This window comes from Pseudomonas sp. MYb13, assembly GCF_002980075.1.
GTDB lineage: Bacteria > Pseudomonadota > Gammaproteobacteria > Pseudomonadales > Pseudomonadaceae > Aquipseudomonas > Aquipseudomonas lurida.
The window spans coordinates 514,080-533,485 of sequence record NZ_PCQI01000003.1; the positions used below are offsets into that span (position 1 = coordinate 514,080).

Consider the following 19,406-nt stretch of genomic DNA (forward strand, 5'->3'; position numbering starts at 1 on the left):
CCACCGACAGCTGATCAACAGTTTGCCCTCTCCCGCTACAGCTTTATTTGCCTAAACCCCCGAAAACACACGCCCGAGCCAGGTGGCACAGAGACTGCATATTCCTGAAAAGCATGATGGAACATGCCATTTAATTTTCTGAATATAAGAAAAGCCTTCTCTCAATGCCTTGCCGGAGCTGTTCCATGAAACCCTTCACCCAACGCTTACTCGGCGCATGCGCCCTCGCCCTGTGCCTGCAACCACTGGCCCATGCCGCTGAAACCGACCCCGCCGAAGTCAATCTCGACTACGCCTATTACTCGCCCGTCAGCCTGGTGCTCAAGCATTTCGGTTGGCTGGAACAGGCCTTGCCGCACGCCAAGGTGGGCTGGGTATTGAGCCAGGGCAGCAACCGCTCGCTGGAATACCTCAACAGTGGCGGCGTGGATTTCGCCTCCTCCGCCAGCCTGTCTGCCGTGCTCAGTCGCGCCAATGGCAGCCCGATCAAGTCGGTGTACGTCTATAGCCGCGCCGAATGGACCGCCCTGGTGGTCCGCAAGGATTCGCCGTTCAAGAGCGTCACCGACCTGAAAGGCAAGAAAATCGCCGCCACCAAGGGCACCGACCCGTACCTGTTCACCCTGCGCAGCCTGCAAAAGGCCGGGCTGAAAAAGGACGATGTGGAACTGGTGCACCTGCAACACCCGGACGGTCGTACCGCCCTGGAAAAAGGTGACGTGGACGCCTGGGCCGGCCTCGACCCGCACATGGCCGCCAGTGAAATCCAGGCCGGTTCGCGCCTGCTGTACCGCAACAAGGACTTCAACAGCTATGGCGTGGTCAGCGTCACCGAGCAGTTCGCCAAGGCGCATCCGCAGACCATCACCAAAGTACTCGGCGCGTATGAAAAGGCCCGCGATTGGGCGGTCAAGCACCCGGATGAATTCGCCAAGCTGCTCGCCGACGAGTCCGGCCTGCCGTTGGAAGTGGCCAAGCTGCAACTGTCGCGTACCGACCTGAGCACACCGTTCCTGAGCAGCAAGGACGTGGTGTCGTCAAAGGCGGCGGCACCGATCCTGGTGTCTGAAGAGTTGGTGCGCAAAGGCGTGAACGTGGACCAGGTGATCGACCAGTTGATCGACACCTCGTTCGGCCACTAAGGAGCGCGTGATGACCAGCAAAACCCAAGCATTGCCCCTGGTCGAGCCGGTGGCGATCAATCGCAGTGCCTGGCCCAGGCGGCTCAAGGGCCTGGTGTTGCCGGTGCTGATCCTGCTGGTGCTGGAGGTGGTGGTTCGAGTGGGCTGGTTGCCGTCCTACCAGATGCCGGCACCCAGCGAGATCGCCGTGACCCTCACGGACCTCGCCGAAGGCTCACTGTGGAAACACATCAGTGCCAGCCTCGGCCGGGTGCTGCTGGGCTTTGCCATCGGCGCCAGCCTGGCACTGGTGTTTGCTGCCTGGGTGGGCTTGAGCCGTGAGGCCGAAGCCTACCTGGAACCGACGTTCGCCGGGCTGCGCTCGATCCCGAGCCTGGCCTGGGTGCCGCTGTTGCTGCTTTGGCTGGGCATCGACGAGACCTCGAAGATCGTGCTGATCGCCATCGGCGCGTTCTTCCCGGTGTACCTCAATGGTGTCGCCGCCATCCGCGACATCGATCGCAAGCTGGTGGAAGTCGGGCAAATGTACGGCTTCGGTCGGTGGCGCCTGGTGCGTCGCATCCTGTTGCCGGCCGCCCTGCCCGGCCTGTTCACCGGGTTGCGCAGTGGTTTGAGCCTGGCATGGATGTTTCTGGTGGCGGCCGAACTGATCGCGGCCACCAAGGGCCTGGGTTACTTGCTCAGCGACGGGCGCGAGACCTCGCGGCCGGATATCGTGTTGGCGGCAATCATCGTGTTGGCGTTGCTGGGCAAGGTCAGCGATGGCCTGCTCGCCGCGCTGGAAAAGCGCTGCCTGGCCTGGCGCGATACGTTCCAGGGAGCAGGACAATGAGCGTGCAGCCACTGTTGGACATTCACGTAGCGCGTAAAAGCTTCGCCAGCACCACCGTGCTCAAAGACGTGCGCCTGGCCCTGCAACCTCGGGAGGCCGTGAGCCTGCTGGGCCCCAGCGGTTGTGGCAAAAGCACCCTGCTGCGAATCGTTGCCGGCCTGGAAAAGAACTTCCAGGGCGAACTGCGCAGCCCCGATGGCGAAGTCGCCTTTGTGTTCCAGGAACCCCGGCTGATGCCCTGGCTCACGGTGGAACAGAACATCGGTTTCAGTGATGACAAGCACTACGACAAGGCCTGGGTCACGCAACTGATCGAAGAAGTCGGCCTCAAGGGATTTGCCCAGGCGTTGCCCAAGGCATTGTCCGGTGGCATGGCGCAACGGGTGGCGATTGCACGAGGCCTGTACTCACGCCCGCAGGTGTTGCTGCTGGACGAACCCTTCAGTGCGGTGGATGCATTCACCCGCATGAAGCTGCAGGACCTGCTGTTGCAACTGGCCAAACACCACGAAATCGCCTTGCTGCTGGTGACCCATGATGTGGACGAGGCGCTGTACCTGAGTGACCGTGTGCTGGTGATGGACAATCGTCCGAGCAGCATTCGCCAGGAACTCGCCGTGGACTTGCCGCACCCCAGGGACCGGCGTGATCCGGTACTGGCGCAACTCAAGGCACTGTCCTTGACCGAACTGCAACGCGCCCACGTTATCTGATATCGCCTTTTTTGCCCCCCTTGAAGGGAGGTGTCAGGTCAGGGATTTGCGCGGTGTGAGGGTGACCCAATACCGCGTGCGTGCGTGCAGTTCCAGCCCCAACGTCGAGGCCAGCAGGTTGAGGATGCGGTCGGTGTCGTCCAGGCGAAAACTGCCGGTAACCCGCAACGTTTCCAGGCTCGGCTCCCAACGCAACACGCCTGGCCGATAACGCTCGAGGTCCCGCAGGAAGTCGCCCAGCGCCTGGTTCTGCGCCGTCAGCACACCGTCGCGCCAGCCCAGCTGCAATACATCGAACGGGACCCAGGCCCCCAGCCCGCTGGCTTTGAGCGACGCTTGCTGCCCCCCCTGCAGGGTCGTCATTTGGCCGCTCAGGTCCCGCACCGGGACTGAGCCCTTGAGCACCGACACCAGACAACCGCTGGCCTGCTGCCGTACGCACACGTCGGCCTGGCTGACGCTCAACTCGCCGTAACGCGTACGGACGGTCATCGCCGCTGCGCCGGGTACATTCAACGCCAACTCGCCGTCCACCAACGTGATGCGTCGCTGCGCCAGGTCCACGTCGACCGCCGTCGCGGTATTGAGCTGCAAGCTGCCGCCGTCGGCCAACGGCATGCGCTTGCGCTCGCCGGTGGCGGTGTGCAGGTCGGCACGCCAAGCCTCGATGGGCAGTTGTCGGCTGACCAGCCAGGCGGTCGGTACCAATGCTGCAATTCCAAGGGCGCGCTTGAGCACGGCGCGGCGCCCAGGTTGCGGGCGGTCGAGGCTGGCCATTGCCAGGGCGTGGGGCAAGTCGCTGAAACGCTGGCGCAGGGCCTCGGCCTTTTGCCAGGTCTGTTCATGCTGGGGATGGCTGTCACGCCAGTGCTGCAACGCGGCGTGATCACGCTCGGTGGCCGCGCCGGACTCCAGCAGCGCCAGCCACTGCGCGGCCGCACGGGCAACGTCGCGACTCACAGGTCCACCAGCAAGCAGTGTTCGTAGGCCTGGGCCATGTATCGTTTGACGGTGCGCTCGCAGACGTCGAGGCGCTCGGCGATTTCCCGATAACCCAGGCCCTCCAACTGGCTCCACAGAAACGCGCGACGCACCAGCACCGGCAAGCCATCGAGCAACTCATCCAGGGCTTGCAGGGTTTCCAGCACCAGCCAGCGTTGTTCGGGCGACGGCACGCAGGCTTCCGGCAGACTGGCCAAGGCATTCAGATAAGCCTGTTCAAGACTGCGACGCTGATGGAAATTCACCAGTAGCCGCTTGCCGACCGTCACCAGATAGGCCCGAGGCTCCTGCATCTGCGCGATCGGCTGAGCGCTGGCGAGTACGCGCAAGAACGTATCCTGGCTCAGGTCCGCCGCATCCCAGGCATTGCCCAGGCGCCGACGCAGCCAGCTTTCCAGCCAACTGCGGTGGTCGCGGTACAGGTTCGACAAGGTCAGTTCGGGGGCGTGGGTCGGAACAACAGCATCATTCATGGCTAGCGACCTGCGCGGCGCGAGTGAGTCTCAAATGAGATTCATTCTATTTAATATCGCGTCGACACACCATGCCCTTTACACATCTCGTTCACAGCATCGCCGCCTTCTGTCGCAGCAAGTCGATAAACAACCCCAACTCGCGGCTGACCCCTTCGCCTTTGCGCAACAAGATGCCAAACGGTGCCAGCCGCACCTCCAGGGCCACCGGCAGCGCCACCACCAGACCCATTTTCAGGTAGTCGCGCAGGGCACTTTCCGACAGCACCATCACGGCATCGGTGAGCTGGATCAACTGCTGCATGGAATACACCGAGCTGCATTCGATGATGTCGGCCGGGCTCGGCAGCGCGAGATCCTGCAGGGCCTGGTCGAAACCGATGCGTGCCGGGCTGGTTTGCGGTTGCAGGATCCACGGCCAGTCACGCACCAGTTCATCCAGCGGCAAGTGCTCACGCTGGGCCAGCGGATGGCCTGCATGCACGACCACCAGCAAGCGTTCGTTGCCCAGGGGTTCGAAGCTGTAGTGCTCGCTATCGGTGGCCGCGTTGCGCCGCGAGATCGCCAGGTCGATGCGTCCCTGCTCAAGCAACTGAATCACCTGGTCGCTGGTATCGCCCATGATGCGGATACGCAATTGCGGGTTCAGCGACTTGATCTGCGCGATGCAGTCCATCACCAAGTCCGGCGCGGCGCCCATGATGGTGCCGATCGACAGGTAGCCGTAACCGCCCTGCTGGCGCGCCACCAAGTCTTCGGCGCAACGGTCCAGGCCACTCAAGGCCGATTCGGCGAAGCGGATCAATTCCTGGCCAAGGGCCGTAGGGCGCATGCCCCTCGGCAAACGTTCGAAGAGGTCGCAGGCGAACATGTCCTCGATCTCGCGCAGCATGCGCGTAGCCGCTGGTTGCGACATGTTCAGCGCCTGGGACGCGCGGTGCAGGTTCTGGCTGGAACTCAGCGCTACGAGCATGTGCAGATGCTTGTAGCGCAGGCGGTTGAACAGGCTGGGAGAGATCGCGGGACTACGCATTTTTTTCCTCGAAAACGATACCCTGAGGTTATCACTTGTAAGCGAGATTCGATTTGTAGCGCATTGCTCGGCCGCCGTACAGTCCGTCCCATAAGAACAAAACAACGGACGCCACTATGAACACCCTGCCCGCGCCCCTGCTCGCCAAGATTTCCTGGCGGCTCCTGCCCTTCCTGCTGTTGATGTACATCATGGCCTTTCTCGACCGCGCCAACGTCGGGTTCGCCAAGCAAGCCTTCCAGGCCGATACCGGCTTGAGCGACGCCGCCTTCGCGTTCGGCGCAGGCGTGTTCTTTGTGGGTTACGCGCTGCTGGAAGTGCCCAGCAACCTGATCCTGCACCGCGTCGGTGCCCGCCTGTGGATGTGTCGCATCATGGTCAGTTGGGGCCTGATTTCTGCCGCCATGGTATTTGCCCATAACGAAACCAGCTTCTATGTCCTGCGCTTTTTACTCGGCGTTGCCGAAGCCGGGTTCTTCCCCGGCGTCATCCTCTACCTCACCTATTGGTTCCCCCAGGCCGTACGCGGCAAGGCCATGGGCTTCTTCTACTTTGGCGCGCCCCTGGCGTTCATCTTCGGCAGCCCGTTGTCCGGGTTGCTGCTGGAGCTGGATGGCTTCGGCGGCATACACGGCTGGCAATGGCTGTTCGCGGTGGAAGGCCTGATGGCAACGGCGGTGGGCATCTGGGCCTATTGGTACCTGGACAACCGCCCCGCCGACGCCAAGTGGCTGACCACGGCAGAGCGCGAGCAGGTGCAGCGCCTGCTGGATCAAGAAGACCAGCACAAAACCTCCCACGGCCGCAGCCTGCTCACTGTGCTGTGCCAACCCTCGGTGTTGTACCTGTGCCTGGTGTACCTGCTGATCCAGGCCAGCGTATACGGTGTGGTGTTTTACCTGCCGACCCAGGTGGGTGATCTGCTCGGCACCAAGGTCGGGTTGCTGGTCGGGCTGGTCTCGGCCATTCCCTGGCTCTGCGCGTTGTTCGCCGCTTGGTGGATCCCCGCCTATTCCGACCGCACCGGCCTGCGTCGCCAGACCGCCTGCCTGACCCTGTTGATGGCCGCCGCCGGCATTGCCTGCTCGGTGACCTTCGCCAACCCGCTGCTGGGCATGCTCGCCCTGTGTTTCGCCGCCTCAGGCTTTATCGCCGTGCAACCGGTGTTCTGGACCTTCCCGTCCAGCTACCTGGCGGGCAGCGCCGCCGCAGCGGGTATTGCGCTGATCAACTCCTTCGGTGCACTCGGTGGCTTTATCGCCCCGGTCATCAAGCACTGGGCCGAAGGCGCCTTCGATTCCCCGGCAGCCGGCCTGTACCTGCTGTCCGCCACCACGGTACTGGCTGCGTTGCTGGTGCTGGGCATCCATTCACCCGGTCGCAGCGTGTCAAAAACGCCGGCCGCTGTTTAACGCCAGGAGTCATACCATGGGTCATCTCACCATCAAACATGTCCGCGCCTTTGTACTGCGAGGCGGCGGCGCCGATTACCACGACCAGGCCGATGGCCATTGGATCGACGACCATATCGCCACGCCCATGAGCAAGTACCCCGAGTACCGTCAGAGCCGTCGTAGCTTCGGTATCAACGTGCTTGGCACCCTGGTGGTGGAGATCGAGGCCAGCGACGGCACCGTTGGTTTCGCCGTGACCACCGGCGGCGAACCGGCCGCCTACATCGTCGAGAAGCACCTGGCACGTTTTATCGAAGGTGCCCGCGTCACCGACCTCGAAAAAATCTGGGACCAGATGTACCAGTCCACCCTCTATTACGGGCGCAAGGGCCTGGTGATCAACACGATTTCCGGTGTCGACCTGGCGCTGTGGGACCTGCTCGGCAAAGTCCGCCAGGAGCCTGTGCACCAACTGCTGGGCGGCGCGGTGCGTGACGAGTTGCAGTTCTATGCCACCGGCGCCCGTCCGGACCTCGCGCAGAAAATGGGTTTCATCGGCGGCAAAATGCCCCTGCATCACGGTCCCAGCGAGGGTGAGGAAGGCCTGCGCAAGAACCTCGAACAGTTGGCAACCATGCGCGAACGCGTCGGGCCGGACTTCTGGCTGATGCTCGATTGCTGGATGAGCCTGGACCTGAACTACGCCACCAAACTGGCGATCGGCGCCCATGAGCACGGGTTGAAGTGGATCGAGGAAGCGCTGTCACCGGACGACTACTGGGGCTATGCCGCACTGCGCGAAAACGTGCCCAAGGGCATGCTGGTCACCACCGGCGAACACGAAGCCACCCGCTGGGGCTTTCGCATGCTGCTGGAAATGGGCTGCTGCGACATCATCCAGCCCGATGTCGGCTGGTGCGGCGGCCTTACCGAACTGGTGAAAATCTCGGCACTGGCCGACGCCCATAACGCGCTGGTGGTCCCCCACGGTTCGTCGGTGTACAGCTACCATTTTGTCGCCACCCGCCACAACAGCCCGTTCGCCGAGTTCCTGATGATGGCGCCCAAGGCGGATGAAGTGGTGCCAATGTTCCACCCGCAGCTGCTGGGCGAGCCGGTGCCAGTCAATGGCCGCATGCGTTTGTCGGCGTTGGATAAACCCGGCTTCGGCGTAGACCTGAACCCCGACTGCCAGCTGCACCGCCCGTACAACCGCTGAGGAAACCGCCATGAACATGCCCCGCAATGGCTTCAAGGCGGCCCTCGCCAAGGACGCCACCCACTATGGTATCTGGGCCGGTTTCGCCACCGGCTACGCCGCCGAGATCGTTGCCAGCTTCGGCTATGACTGGATGCTGATAGACGGCGAACACGCGCCCAATACCGTGCCCAGCGTGCTCAACCAATTGCAGGCGGTAGCGCCCTACACCACCGCGCCGGTGGTGCGCGCGGTCAACGGTGACGCCAGCCTGATCAAGCAGCTGCTCGATGTCGGTGCCCAGACCTTGATGATCCCCATGGTGGAAACCGCCGAGCAAGCCCAGGCCCTGGTGCGCGCCATGCGTTATCCGCCCCATGGCATCCGAGGGGTCGGCGGCGGTTTGACCCGCGCCACACGCTGGGACGGTGTGCACGACTACCTGAACACTGCCCATGAGCAGCTGTGCCTGATCGTGCAGGTGGAATCGCGCCTTGGCGTCGAAAACGTCGCTGCGATTGCCGCCGTGGAAGGTGTCGACGCCGTGTTCATCGGCCCCGCCGACCTCTCCATCGGCCTCGGGCATGCTGGCAATCCCGGCCATCCCGACGTGCAGGAACGCATCAAGCACGCGGTCGACGCCACACTGGCCGCCGGCAAGGTCAGCGGCATCCTGGCGCCCAACGAAGACGACGCACGCCGCTACCAGGCCTGGGGGTGCCGCTTCATCGCGGTGGCCATCGACATCAGCCTGCTGCGCCAGAGCGCCCTGGCCACCCTCGCCCGCTATCGACCGGCTGCCGACACCCAAGCGCCTTCGCGCACTTACTGAGGAACCTGCCCATGTCATCCGTTCCCGTTTACCAAAATTTCATCAATGGCCGCTTCACCCCAAGCGAAGCGCACATCGACGTCCTCAACCCGGCGACTGGCGCGCTGCTGTCCAAGGTGCCGGCGTCCAGCGCCGCCGAGGTCGACCAGGCCCTTGCCGCCGCGCGCCAGGCGCACAAGGCCTGGGCGCGCAAACCCGCCATCGAGCGTGCCGGGCACCTGCGCCGCATCGCCGCCAAGCTGCGCGAGAACGTCGCGCACCTGGCGCGTACCATTACCCTCGAACAAGGCAAAGTCAGCGGCTTGGCGGAGGTGGAAGTGAACTTCACCGCCGACTACCTCGACTACATGGCCGAGTGGGCCCGGCGCATCGAAGGCGAGATCATCACCAGCGACCGCGCCAACGAAAATATCTTCCTGTTCCGCAAGCCCTTGGGCGTGGTGGCGGGCATCCTGCCGTGGAATTTCCCGTTCTTCCTGATCGCGCGCAAGATGGCCCCGGCGTTGCTCACCGGCAACACCATCGTGATCAAGCCCAGCGAAGAAACCCCGAACAACTGTTTTGAGTTTGCCAAGCTCGTCGCCGAGACCGACCTGCCGGCCGGCGTGTTCAACGTTGTGTGCGGTGACGGCCAGGTCGGCGGCGCGCTCACGGCGCACAAGGGCGTAGACATGATCAGCTTCACCGGCAGCGTCGCCACCGGTTCGCGGATCATGGCGGCCGCCGCACCGAACATCGCCAAGCTCAACCTCGAATTGGGCGGCAAGGCGCCGGCCATCGTGCTGGCGGATGCCGACCTGGAGCTGGCGGTCAAAGCCATCCGCGACTCGCGCATCATCAACACCGGCCAGGTGTGCAACTGCGCCGAGAGGGTGTACGTGGAGCGCAAGGTCGCCGACTCATTCATTGAGCGCATCAGCGCAGCCATGTCCGCCACCCGCTACGGCGACCCCATCGCCCAGGCCGACGTGGAAATGGGCCCGCTGATCAATCGCCAGGGCCTGGACAGCGTCAACCGCAAGGTCCGCACAGCCCTGAGCCAGGGCGCGAGTCTGATCAGCGGCGGGCAAATTGCCGACCTGGGCGCCGGCTTCCACTTCCAGCCGACGGTATTGGCCGGCTGCCGCGCCGACATGGAGATCATGCGCGAAGAGATCTTCGGCCCGGTGCTGCCGATCCAGATTGTCGACGACCTCGACGAAGCCATCGCCCTGGCCAATGACTGCGAATACGGCCTGACATCGTCGATCTACACCCGTGACCTGGGCAAGGCCATGCACGCGGTGCGCGAGATCGACTTCGGCGAAACCTACGTGAACCGCGAAAACTTCGAGGCCATGCAAGGCTTCCATGCGGGTGTGCGCAAATCCGGCATCGGCGGCGCCGACGGCAAGCACGGCCTGTACGAGTACACCCACACACATGTGGTGTACATGCAAAGCTGAGCGGGTTAAACGGGGTTGGGCACGCTAGCGTGCCGGCCCTTCCGAATGTGCTTTTGATAAGGACGGCGTCATGCCCCTGACTCCCTATAGCGGCCCGATCATCGACAGTCATTTGCACCTGTTCGACCCGCACCGCCCCCAGGGCATTCCATGGCCCGAGCCGGGTAATCGACTGTACGCCGCGCACCTGCCGGCAGATTACTGGGCCGTGGCGGGCCAACACAACGTGGTCGGGGCTATCGCCGTTGAAGCCAGCCCGTGGCGCGACGACAACCGCTGGCTGCTCGACGCCCTGCGCAGCGACCCGCGCATGCTGGGCTTCGTCGGCAACCTCGACCCCCTGCACGCAAGCTTTGCCAACGACCTTGATGCCCTGGCAGACGAGCCACTGTTCCTTGGCCTGCGCTACGGCAACCTGTGGGACCGTGACCTGCTGTTGGACCAGACCCGCCCTGGGTTTATCGACAGCCTGCGCCAGCTCGCCGCCACAGGGCGAAGCCTGGACAGCGCCAACCCGGACCCGCGACTGATCAAGGGCCTGCTGCACCTGAGCGATGCGCTGCCAGAGCTGCGCATTATCGTCGACCACCTGCCCAACGCCCAAGTCCCTGCGGCTCAAGAAGCTGCGTTTAACGCCGACCTGCTGCGCCTCGCCGAGCGCCCGAATGTATTCGCCAAGCTCGCGGAAATCCCCCAGCCCGGCCCCCAGGGCTTGATCACCGACACGGCGTTCTACAACGACCGCCTGGCCGTGCTGTGGGAAGCCTTTGGTGAAGACCGCTGCTTCTTCGGCAGCGACTGGCCCAATAGCGATCACCTGGCGGATTTCACCACCACATTGGGGCTGGTCAAGCGCTGCATGGCCGGCAAGCCCGAGGCGAAGCAAGCCAAGTTCTTCCTGCACAACGCAGTGCGCATCTACACGCCGACGCCACCCCATGGAGACCACTGATGCAAACCCGTGCCTTTCGCATGAACCTCAACCCGGGGCAGGCCATCGAGTACCAGCGACGTCACGACGACCTCTGGCCGGAACTGGCCCAGGCACTGCTGGAAGCGGGCGTGGTGGATTACCGGATTTTTCTCGACGAACCCACCAACGCGCTGTTCGCCGTGCTGACCCACGAGGACGTCCACGGCCTGGATGAACTGCCCGGCACGGCGCTGATGCAGCGCTGGTGGACGTACATGCAGGACATCATGCCCAGCCATGCGGACGCCTCGCCGGTCAGTGTCGACTTGCTGCCGATGTTCCAACTGACACGCCCCTGATCCAACCGACGCACAACAACAATAAAAAGGATTCGACTACGTGGAAATCATTCTCCTTGGTGTGATTCTGCACTTTATCGGCGGCTTCGCTTCCGGCAGTTTCTACATCCCCTACAAAAAAGTCCGCGGCTGGGCCTGGGAAAGCTACTGGATCACTGGCGGCCTGGTGTCCTGGTTGATCGTGCCGCTCATCGCCGCGCAGCTGACGGTGCCCGGCTGGGCGCAGATCCTGTGCAATGCCGACACCAGCACCCTGCTCTGGACTTACCTGTTCGGCGTGTTGTGGGGTATCGGCGGGCTGACGTTCGGTCTGACCATGCGCTACCTTGGCTTGTCCCTGGGCATGTCGCTGATCATGGGCCTTACCTCGGCCCTTGGCGCCTTGATGCCGGCGCTGTACCGCGACCTGTTTACCACGCAAACCGAGGGCACGCTGACCTCGATGCTGGCCTCTCAAGGTGGGCACTGGGTGCTGTGGGGCGTGGCCGTGTCGCTGATCGGCATCGCGGTGTGCGGCAAGGCCGGGCTGATCAAGGAACGCGAAGTCTCCCAGGCGGTGAAGTTCGCCAGTGTCAGCGAGTTCTCCCTGGCCAAGGGCATGCTGGTGGCGGTGATCTCCGGGGTGCTGAGCGCTTGTTTCAGCTACGGCATTTCCGCCGGTCGGCCACTGGCTGCAGCGGCTGTGGAGCATGGCGCGAACAGCCTGTTCCAGAACAACGTGACCTTCATGGTGATCATGTGGGGCGGCCTGACCACCAATGGCATCTGGTGCCTGTGGCTGAACTGGCGCAACCGCACCTTTCATAACTACACCGACCGCAGCACCCCGCTGCTGGGTAACTACTTGCTGGTGGCCATCGCTGGCACCCTGTGGTTCCTGCAATTTTTCTTCTACGGCATGGGCGAAAGCCGCCTGCAGAACGACGCCAGTTCCTGGGTGCTGCACATGTCTTTCATCATCATCGTGTCCAACTGCTGGGGCCTGTATTTCCGCGAATGGCACGGCACCAGCGCCGCCAATAAAGGCGTGCTGGTAGCCGGTATCGCTGTGATCCTCGGCGCGATCGCCATGGTCGGCTACGGCAATTACCTCGGCTGATGCCGCTTATTTTCTGAAGGAGAGTCTTTATGTTGCTTGCAGACAAAACCGTGATCATCACCGGTGCCTCCCGTGGCATCGGCCGCGCCGCCGCTCGTGAATGCGCGCGCCAGGGCGCCCGCGTGGTGATCGGCCACAGTGGCAGCGGCCAGGGTACCGAGGCCGCGTACTCGTTGATCGAAGAGATCAAGGCCTTCGGCGGCCAGGCCATTGAAGTCGGTGGCGACGCGGCCGACCCGGACACGGGCGACAAACTGGTGGCGGGAGCCGTGAAGGCCTTCGGCAGCGTGGATGTGTTCGTCAATAATGCCGGCATCTGCCCGTTCCACTCGTTCCTCGACATGCCTCGCGAGGTCTACCTGAAAACCGTCAACACCAACCTGAACGGCGCCTACTTCGCCGTACAGGCGGCCGCCAACCAGATGAAGAACCAGGGGCGTGGCGGCGCGATCATCGCCGTCAGCTCCATCAGTGCGCTGGTGGGCGGCGGCATGCAAACCCACTACACGCCGACCAAGGCCGGGCTGCATTCGTTGATGCAATCCTGCGCCATTGCCCTGGGACCTTACGGCATTCGTTGCAACTCGGTACTGCCGGGCACCATCGCCACCGACATCAACAAGGACGACCTGGCCGACGAGGAAAAGCTCGCCTACATGACCTCGCGCACGCCGCTGGGGCGCCTGGGCGAACCGGACGATGTGGCCGGGCCAATCGTATTCCTCGCCTCGGACATGGCGCGTTATGTCACCGGCGCGTCGTTGCTGGTAGATGGCGGGTTGTTCGTTAACCTGCAGTAACAACCCCCGCCCACACAAACACCACAGTGCCAACGTGGGAGCGGGCCTGCTCGCGAATGCAGGGCGTCAGTCAACCGACTCATGCCTGAACCACCGCTTTCGCGAACAAGCCCGCTCCCACAGGGGGCTCCTGTGTGCCTGAGTTTTGCGCTGCACCCCATAAAAACAACAATCCAAGGAACCTCCCATGCGCACTACCCTCCCCCTGGCCCTGTTCTGCAGCGCCATGTCCACCTGCGCCCTCAGCGCCGGCCTGCTCGACCCTGCCTCACCTGCCATGCTCGGCGATTGGAACGGCCTGCGCCCGCAACTGGCCGAGCAAGGGTATGACTTCACGCTCAAATATGTCGGCGAAGTCGGCTCCAACCTCGGCGGTGGCTACGACTCGCACACTACCGCGCGCTGGAGCGATCAGTTGATCCTCGGCGTGAACATGGACCTGCAAAAGCTTATGGGTTGGCGGGACGCGACCTTTCGCATCGGTATCGGCGAGCGTCATGGCAAGGACATCACCAACGACCGCGTACACCAGCCTAACGCCACCGGCCTGACCTCCACCATGGAAGTGTTCGGCGGCGGCAATGCCTGGCGACTTTCGCAGTTCTGGTACGAGCAAAAATTCTTCGAACGCAAATTCGCACTCAAACTCGGCCGCTTCGGCCACGGCGAAGACTTCGACCAGTTCCCCTGCGAATTCCAGAACGTGACCCTGTGTGGCTCCCAGGAAGGCAACTGGAACGGCGTGTGGAACAGCTTCCCCATCAGCCAGTGGGCGGTGCGCGCCAAGTACCAGTTCACCGAAGAGCTCGCGGTGCAGGTCGGTGCCTACGACAAGAACCCTGGCAACGCCGAGGCCAGCAATGGTTTCAAACCGTTTATCAGTGGCTCCCAAGGCACCAGCTTCCCCATCGAGGCCATTTGGAAGGGCCAGGTTGCCGGGCTGAATGCCGAGTACCACGCCGGGTACTACTACACCAACGCCGATACCAAGGACATGCTCAAGGACGCCGACGGCAACTATGCCGCCAGCTCGCAAAAGCCGTATCGGATGTACTCCAGCAACGACGGCTGGTGGCTGTCGGGCCAACAGCAATTGACTACCGTCGATGGCAACAGCAAGCGTGGCCTCACTGTATTCGCCAACCTGACGATGAATGACCCGGACAAGAGCGTGATCAAAAACCTGATCCAGGTTGGCCTGATCTACCGTGGCCCGTTCGATTCACGCCCGGATGACACCTTGGGCATCGGCGCGTCGAAACTGCAGGTCAGTGACCGCTACACCCGCAATACGCAACTGCTCAACACGGCCAATGGCGTGAGTGCAATCGACGACCCGCTGTACGTGCCCGAGCAGCGTCGCGAATACAGTTACGAGATCAACTACGGCGTGCAAGCCACGAAGTGGCTGATGGTGCGGCCCAACCTGCAATATGTGAAATACCCCGGTGGGCTCACGCAAACCAACGGCGCGGTGGTCGGCGGCGTGCAGTTCATTGCCGACTTCTAGTCTTGCTCGTCATCCAATACCTGCCCGCGTCCCACCACGCTGGCAGGCTTGAGCACTGAACCCGGCGCCAATACCGCATTGGCGCCGATGCGGCACTCGTCACCGAGCAACGCGCCAAACTTGTCGCAACCCGTGCGCTGCAAGGTCCCGTCAACCCGCACCAGCACGTCCTTGTCATCGCGCTCGTTGCGGTAGTTGGCAACGATGCTCCCCGCCTCCAGGTTAACCCCATGCCCCAATACCGAATCGCCGACAAAATTGAAGTGCGCCAGCTTGCTGCCACTGAACATGAACGAGGTCTTCAACTCGGCACCGGGGCCGATGATGCAATGCTCATCCAGCCAGCACCCGCCACGTAGCAGTGAACCGCTGGCGATAAAGCAGTGGGCGCCGATGATCACGGGCGGCTTGAGCAAAGCGCCAGCCTCGACGGTGGCGGTACGGTGGATGGCGATTTCATCCTGGATGATGTACTCGTCGGCCGGGAGTCTGGCCAACAACTGGCGAACGACCGCAGGCGCCTGGGTTGCCAGTGCCCAGGGTGTAAGGTCTGCCCAAGGCGCAAGGGCAGATCGGGAGAACTGGGCGATGTAGTCGGTGAGTCGAATCAACGTCGAATCCTCTAACGGTCGGAGAAGTTCGAAACGCTAGCATGGACACACGAAACTTTACTATTTGTCTTTTTATGGATATTTTATCCAGAACAAGACAACGAGGTCCGCCCATGCCATCGCCCACTTACCAAGACGTCATCGACGCCGCGCAACGCCTGGAAGGCGTTGCGCACGCGACGCCGGTGTTCACCTCGCGCACCCTCGACGCGCTGACCGGTGCGCAGGTATTCATCAAGTGTGAACACCTGCAACGCACCGGCTCGTTCAAGTTTCGCGGCGCGTTCAATGCCCTGTCGCAGTTTGACCCACGGCAGCGCAAAGCCGGCGTGGTGGCGTTTTCATCCGGCAACCACGCCCAGGGCATTGCCCTGGCGGCGCAACTGCTGGGCATCCCGGCGACCATCGTGATGCCCACCGATGCACCGGCCGCCAAGGTCGCCGCCACCCGTGAATATGGCGCCAGCGTAGTGCTGTACGACCGCTTCACTGAAGACCGCGAGCAGATCGGCCGCAACCTGGCCACTGAACACGGCCTGACCCTGATCCCGCCCTACGACCATCCGCACATCCTCGCCGGGCAAGGCACGGCTGCCAAGGAACTGCTGGAGTCCACCGGGCCGCTGGACGCCTTGTTCGTTGGCCTCGGCGGCGGTGGCATGCTCTCGGGTACAGCACTGTCGACTCGTGCCTTGTCGCCAGATTGCCTGCTGTATGGCGTGGAACCGGAAGCCGGCAATGACGGCCAGCGCTCGTTTCGCAGCGGCAGCATCGTGCATATCGACACGCCGAAGACCATTGCCGACGGCGCCCAGACCCAGCACCTGGGCAATTACACCTTCCCCATCATCCGTGACAACGTCAACGACATCCTCACCGTGTCGGATGCCGAGTTGGTACGGGCGATGAAGTTCTTCATGCAGCGCATGAAAATGGTGGTCGAGCCCACTGGCTGCCTGGGCCTGGCGGCCTTGCTCAACGACGCAGGCCGTTTCAAGGGCCAGCGGGTAGGCCTTATCGTCACCGGCGGCAATGTCGATATCGAGACGTACGCGGCCCTGCTCAGTGAGGCCTCATGAACAGCATCCACACTTCCACGGCTTCCCCGCCTGCCGGGCATTACGCCCAGGCTATCGCCCACGGCGACACGCTGTATATCTCCGGGCAATTGCCGGTCAGCCCGGAGGGTCGGCATAACCTGTCGGCGACATTTGCCGAGCAGGCTCGGATCGCCTTGAACAATCTATTGGAAATCCTGAACGCCGCCGGCGGAACGCCGGCGGATCTGGTGAAGGTCACCGTGTATGTGGCCGGCGTTGAGCACTGGCCCGCATTCGACAGGGTCTATGCCGCCGCGCTGGGTGAGCACCGCCCCGCCCGCGCAGTGGTGCCGGTGCCCGAATTGCATCACGGCTATCTCGTCGAGATTGAAGCGATAGCGCGTTACTTGGCGTAGGTGTAGACCGCCGCGCGCGAGACTCCCAGGTGCGAGGCCACGGTTTCCATGGCCCGGCGAATATCCAGGCAGCCGGAGTCTTTCAACTCCTGCATGAGCACACGTCGGTCCGCGGCTTTCAGAGCGCGCGGGGTCGTCGCCAGGCGTGCAGCGAACTGGTCGATACGCGCGCGGATGACGTCGGCGCCCGACGGGTCCAGGGACTCGATGAGCTTGTCGCCACTGACCGAGCCGAATTGCTCGAGCATGCCCTGCAAGCCACGGAACAACGAGAGATCGACATTCATGCACAACGCCGCAACGTACTCGCCGCCAGCGCCCTTGATGCCGATCGACGTGCTCTTGACCTGGCGGCCGTCGCTGAACTGGTTCTGGTAATTGGCGATGACTTGCGGGTACTCGGGGTCGGCAATGCGCGCAAGGCCCAGCTCGGTGGTCGGGTCGCCCGGCGCGCGTCCGGACAGGTTGTTATGGATCGCCAGGATCGAGTGCTGCGGGTCGCGCAAGTCGTGCAGCACCACTTCGCAGAACGGGCTGAAGGTCTTGCTCAAGCCTTCGGCGATCTGTTCGAGCTGGCTGATCAGGTGAGTGTCATTGGGAGAGATGTTTTTCATGCAAGACAACATATCCAGTCCTGGACAGGGCGTCAATTTACACCCTGCCCCTCATTGTGGAGCCCGCACCATGGAGACCCCTGCCGCCTTGATCGACAGCGTGAAAATGCAGCGCAATATCCAGCGCATGCAGCAACGCGCCAACGCCCTGGGCGTGCAGTTGCGCCCCCATGTCAAAACCCACAAGTGCGCCGAAGTGGTGGCCGCACAAATCGCAGCGGGCGCCAGCGGCATCACGGTGTCGACGTTGAAAGAGGCTGAGTATTTTTTCGCACTGGGCATCCACGACATCCTCTACGCGGTGGCCATGGCCCCGCACAAACTGCCCCAGGCCCTGACGCTGCGTCGCCGGGGCTGCGGCTTGACGTTGATCACCGACAGCTTGGCCGGTGCCCAGGCGATTATCGATTTTGGCCACCAGCACGACGAAACCTTTGCAGTGATGATCGAGATCGATTGCGACGGCCACCGCTCGGGGGTCAAGCCGCACGACCCTTTGCTGCTGGACATCGCCCGACTGCTCGGCGACACCCTCACCGGCGTGCTGACCCACGCGGGTGAAAGCTACGGCCTGGATACGCCTGAAGCCCTGCAAGCCATCGCCGAACAGGAACGCGCCCGTTGCGTCGAGGCGGCCGCGCGGATTCGTGCCGCCGGCCTGCCCTGTGCCCAGGTCAGCGTCGGGTCTACCCCGACCGCACTCTCGGCCGTCAACCTGGAGGGTGTGACCGAACTGCGCGCCGGGGTCTACGCGTTCTTCGACCTGGTGATGCACAACATCGGCGTATGCCGCACCGATGAACTGGCCTTGAGCGTACTGACCACGGTGATCGGCCATCAGGCGGAAAAAGGCTGGATCATCACGGATGCCGGCTGGATGGCCATGAGCCGGGATCGCGGCACACAATCGCAGAAAAAGGACTTTGGCTACGGCCAGGTCTGTGATGAGCGCGGTACGCCGATCGACGGGTTGCTGTTGAGCGCCGCTAATCAGGAGCATGGCGTGGTGCACGTCCAGGGCGTGGATGTGGATGTGGTCGCGCAATTCCCCTTGGGTACTCGGCTGCGCATCCTGCCGAACCACGCCTGCGCCACCGGAACCCAATTCGGCAGTTATAACGCTGTACTGGAGAATGGCGAGCTACAGGTATGGGAGCGCCTGCGCGGCTGGTAACGCACCGGTAGGACCCCGGCTTGCCGGCGATGGCGCTCGCAATGTCCATGCATGATCCCAGGGGCAAGGTGATGACCGGCAAAGGTCGACGTCTCGACAATGTGCAGCTCTCCAGCCCATTCACAATCAGGCGCTTTTCGCGACACGCGCGAGCTGGCCGGCCGGGCCGTTGCGGGGGCCGATCAGGATGTTGATGTGGGCCGCGTTGACACCCGGGCCTTCGAAACCTTCGCCGATGTAGAGATCCAGTGTTTTCATTGCGCAAACGCTCATTGTTGTTATGGGAGCTGGTTGGCGATTTTTTAGCACTGGCGGTGAAAGTGGCCGTAACCATTAAAAGTCATGGGGCTGTGAGTTTTGCTCATACCCCTGCGACGATCGATGCCGGCTTGTGTCGTTGACCATCGTTACTACACACCATATAGTGTGCCCACAAACAGAACAGACCACTACATAGTGTGCAGCATGCGTATTTATCGACCACACTATGCGCAGTATTTCAATGCCTAGTAGCCTGCAAATTGCATATTTTTGGACGGGTTCACACACCGTCAGAACGGATCAGGAAGGAGTATTTCAATGCTGAGTTGGGATGAAGTCGACAACGAAGACACCGGTGCAGCGGTGATCAAGGGCGCCAACGCCGGCCATGCCAGCGAAGCCAACATGGATCGCCTTGACGGCGCCGGTGCCGCTGCCGCGCTGGAAGCCCGCAACGTGACTGCCAACGACTCCGCCGCCATCGTGCGCGCCAAGGCTGCGCTGGACAAACTCGACGTCGCCGAAGGCCTCGCTGAACTCGAAGG

General features: G+C 62.7%; 20 protein-coding genes and 2 pseudogenes. 16 read left to right on the forward strand and 6 right to left on the reverse strand.

Annotated elements, in window-relative coordinates; genetic code table 11:
* Positions 1 to 185: 185 nt before the first annotated feature.
* Genes CQ002_RS09255 through CQ002_RS09265 form a run of 3 tightly spaced genes read left to right on the forward strand, consistent with a single transcriptional unit; the run spans position 186 to position 2,687 of the window.
* Positions 186 to 1,142 carry an aliphatic sulfonate ABC transporter substrate-binding protein gene (locus tag CQ002_RS09255; RefSeq protein ID WP_069023564.1) on the forward strand — a complete coding sequence of 319 codons (957 nt, stop codon included), beginning with the start codon at positions 186 to 188 and terminating at the stop codon, positions 1,140 to 1,142.
* Between the two features lie 10 nt (positions 1,143 to 1,152).
* Positions 1,153 to 1,974: an ABC transporter permease gene (locus tag CQ002_RS09260; protein WP_105162116.1), complete on the forward strand. Its 822-nt coding sequence runs from the start codon at positions 1,153 to 1,155 to the stop codon at positions 1,972 to 1,974.
* Positions 1,971 to 2,687 (forward strand): ABC transporter ATP-binding protein, encoded by a 717-nt coding sequence (locus CQ002_RS09265; RefSeq protein ID WP_098466434.1) that lies wholly within the window; start codon positions 1,971 to 1,973, stop codon positions 2,685 to 2,687. Before CQ002_RS09260 ends, CQ002_RS09265 begins: the two co-directional genes overlap by 4 nt.
* A 33-nt stretch (positions 2,688 to 2,720) precedes the next feature.
* Here CQ002_RS09265 and CQ002_RS09270 read toward each other — a convergent pair whose 3' ends face one another.
* The 3 genes from CQ002_RS09270 to CQ002_RS09280 all read right to left on the reverse strand — a co-directional run bounded on the left by CQ002_RS09270 (position 2,721) and on the right by CQ002_RS09280 (position 5,195).
* Positions 2,721 to 3,647, reverse strand: coding sequence for a FecR domain-containing protein (locus CQ002_RS09270; protein ID WP_105162115.1), 927 nt, complete (start codon positions 3,645 to 3,647; stop codon positions 2,721 to 2,723).
* A complete protein-coding gene (locus CQ002_RS09275) occupies positions 3,644 to 4,162 on the reverse strand; it encodes a sigma-70 family RNA polymerase sigma factor (protein ID WP_034108858.1) in 519 nt (172 codons plus the stop codon). The genes CQ002_RS09270 and CQ002_RS09275 overlap by 4 nt, the downstream gene beginning before the upstream one ends.
* 91 nt (positions 4,163 to 4,253) lie before the next feature.
* Positions 4,254 to 5,195 carry a LysR family transcriptional regulator gene (locus CQ002_RS09280; protein ID WP_098466432.1) on the reverse strand — a complete coding sequence of 314 codons (942 nt, stop codon included), beginning with the start codon at positions 5,193 to 5,195 and terminating at the stop codon, positions 4,254 to 4,256.
* A 116-nt stretch (positions 5,196 to 5,311) separates the two neighbouring features.
* On the opposite strand from CQ002_RS09280, the gene CQ002_RS09285 reads away from it, so the two are divergent.
* The 9 genes from CQ002_RS09285 to CQ002_RS09325 all read left to right on the forward strand — a co-directional run bounded on the left by CQ002_RS09285 (position 5,312) and on the right by CQ002_RS09325 (position 14,745).
* On the forward strand, positions 5,312 to 6,607 hold the full coding sequence (locus CQ002_RS09285) for an MFS transporter (protein WP_105162114.1): 1,296 nt from the start codon (positions 5,312 to 5,314) through the stop codon (positions 6,605 to 6,607).
* Between the two features lie 16 nt (positions 6,608 to 6,623).
* Positions 6,624 to 7,808 carry an L-rhamnonate dehydratase gene (rhmD, locus tag CQ002_RS09290; protein WP_105162113.1) on the forward strand — a complete coding sequence of 395 codons (1,185 nt, stop codon included), beginning with the start codon at positions 6,624 to 6,626 and terminating at the stop codon, positions 7,806 to 7,808.
* Positions 7,809 to 7,818: 10 nt separating this feature from the next.
* On the forward strand, positions 7,819 to 8,619 hold the full coding sequence (locus CQ002_RS09295) for an aldolase/citrate lyase family protein (protein ID WP_098466430.1): 801 nt from the start codon (positions 7,819 to 7,821) through the stop codon (positions 8,617 to 8,619).
* Positions 8,620 to 8,630: 11 nt separating this feature from the next.
* Positions 8,631 to 10,064, forward strand: a complete 1,434-nt coding sequence (gene aldA, locus CQ002_RS09300; RefSeq protein ID WP_105162112.1) for an aldehyde dehydrogenase — start codon at positions 8,631 to 8,633, stop codon at positions 10,062 to 10,064.
* A 70-nt stretch (positions 10,065 to 10,134) separates the two neighbouring features.
* Positions 10,135 to 11,016 carry an amidohydrolase gene (locus tag CQ002_RS09305; RefSeq protein WP_105162111.1) on the forward strand — a complete coding sequence of 294 codons (882 nt, stop codon included), beginning with the start codon at positions 10,135 to 10,137 and terminating at the stop codon, positions 11,014 to 11,016.
* Positions 11,016 to 11,336, forward strand: coding sequence for an L-rhamnose mutarotase (gene rhaM / locus CQ002_RS09310; RefSeq protein WP_174555856.1), 321 nt, complete (start codon positions 11,016 to 11,018; stop codon positions 11,334 to 11,336). The genes CQ002_RS09305 and rhaM overlap by 1 nt, the downstream gene beginning before the upstream one ends.
* A 40-nt stretch (positions 11,337 to 11,376) precedes the next feature.
* Entirely contained in the window at positions 11,377 to 12,435 is a 1,059-nt protein-coding gene (gene rhaT, locus CQ002_RS09315) for an L-rhamnose/proton symporter RhaT (RefSeq protein WP_069023585.1), read from the forward strand.
* A gap of 29 nt (positions 12,436 to 12,464) precedes the next feature.
* A complete protein-coding gene (locus CQ002_RS09320) occupies positions 12,465 to 13,235 on the forward strand; it encodes an SDR family NAD(P)-dependent oxidoreductase (RefSeq protein WP_034108871.1) in 771 nt (256 codons plus the stop codon).
* A 187-nt stretch (positions 13,236 to 13,422) separates the two neighbouring features.
* Positions 13,423 to 14,745, forward strand: coding sequence for a carbohydrate porin (locus CQ002_RS09325; protein WP_105162110.1), 1,323 nt, complete (start codon positions 13,423 to 13,425; stop codon positions 14,743 to 14,745).
* Here the strand turns inward: CQ002_RS09325 and CQ002_RS09330 are convergent.
* A complete protein-coding gene (locus CQ002_RS09330) occupies positions 14,742 to 15,356 on the reverse strand; it encodes an LpxA family transferase (protein ID WP_105162109.1) in 615 nt (204 codons plus the stop codon). The two genes, CQ002_RS09325 and CQ002_RS09330, sit on opposite strands and share 4 nt — an antisense overlap.
* A gap of 113 nt (positions 15,357 to 15,469) precedes the next feature.
* On the opposite strand from CQ002_RS09330, the gene CQ002_RS09335 reads away from it, so the two are divergent.
* Positions 15,470 to 16,435, forward strand: coding sequence for a threo-3-hydroxy-L-aspartate ammonia-lyase (locus CQ002_RS09335; protein ID WP_098466424.1), 966 nt, complete (start codon positions 15,470 to 15,472; stop codon positions 16,433 to 16,435).
* Positions 16,432 to 16,812: a RidA family protein gene (locus CQ002_RS09340; protein ID WP_034108879.1), complete on the forward strand. Its 381-nt coding sequence runs from the start codon at positions 16,432 to 16,434 to the stop codon at positions 16,810 to 16,812. The genes CQ002_RS09335 and CQ002_RS09340 overlap by 4 nt, the downstream gene beginning before the upstream one ends.
* Here the strand turns inward: CQ002_RS09340 and CQ002_RS09345 are convergent.
* Complete coding sequence (locus CQ002_RS09345) at positions 16,800 to 17,426, reverse strand: transcriptional regulator (protein ID WP_069023593.1); 627 nt, start codon at positions 17,424 to 17,426, stop codon at positions 16,800 to 16,802. The two genes, CQ002_RS09340 and CQ002_RS09345, sit on opposite strands and share 13 nt — an antisense overlap.
* 70 nt (positions 17,427 to 17,496) lie before the next feature.
* Here CQ002_RS09345 and CQ002_RS09350 point away from each other — a divergent pair, with 70 nt between their 5' ends.
* The gene (locus tag CQ002_RS09350) at positions 17,497 to 18,600 is read left to right on the forward strand and encodes a DSD1 family PLP-dependent enzyme (protein WP_105162108.1); all 1,104 of its coding nucleotides are present in this window, start codon (positions 17,497 to 17,499) and stop codon (positions 18,598 to 18,600) included.
* Positions 18,601 to 18,753: 153 nt separating this feature from the next.
* Here CQ002_RS09350 and CQ002_RS09355 read toward each other — a convergent pair.
* Positions 18,754 to 18,858, reverse strand: a pseudogene (locus tag CQ002_RS09355) (formaldehyde-activating enzyme); the annotation flags it as partial.
* A 321-nt stretch (positions 18,859 to 19,179) separates the two neighbouring features.
* Between CQ002_RS09355 and CQ002_RS09360 the strand changes: the two are divergent.
* Positions 19,180 to 19,406: pseudogene (locus tag CQ002_RS09360) on the forward strand (ribonucleotide-diphosphate reductase subunit beta); the annotation flags it as partial.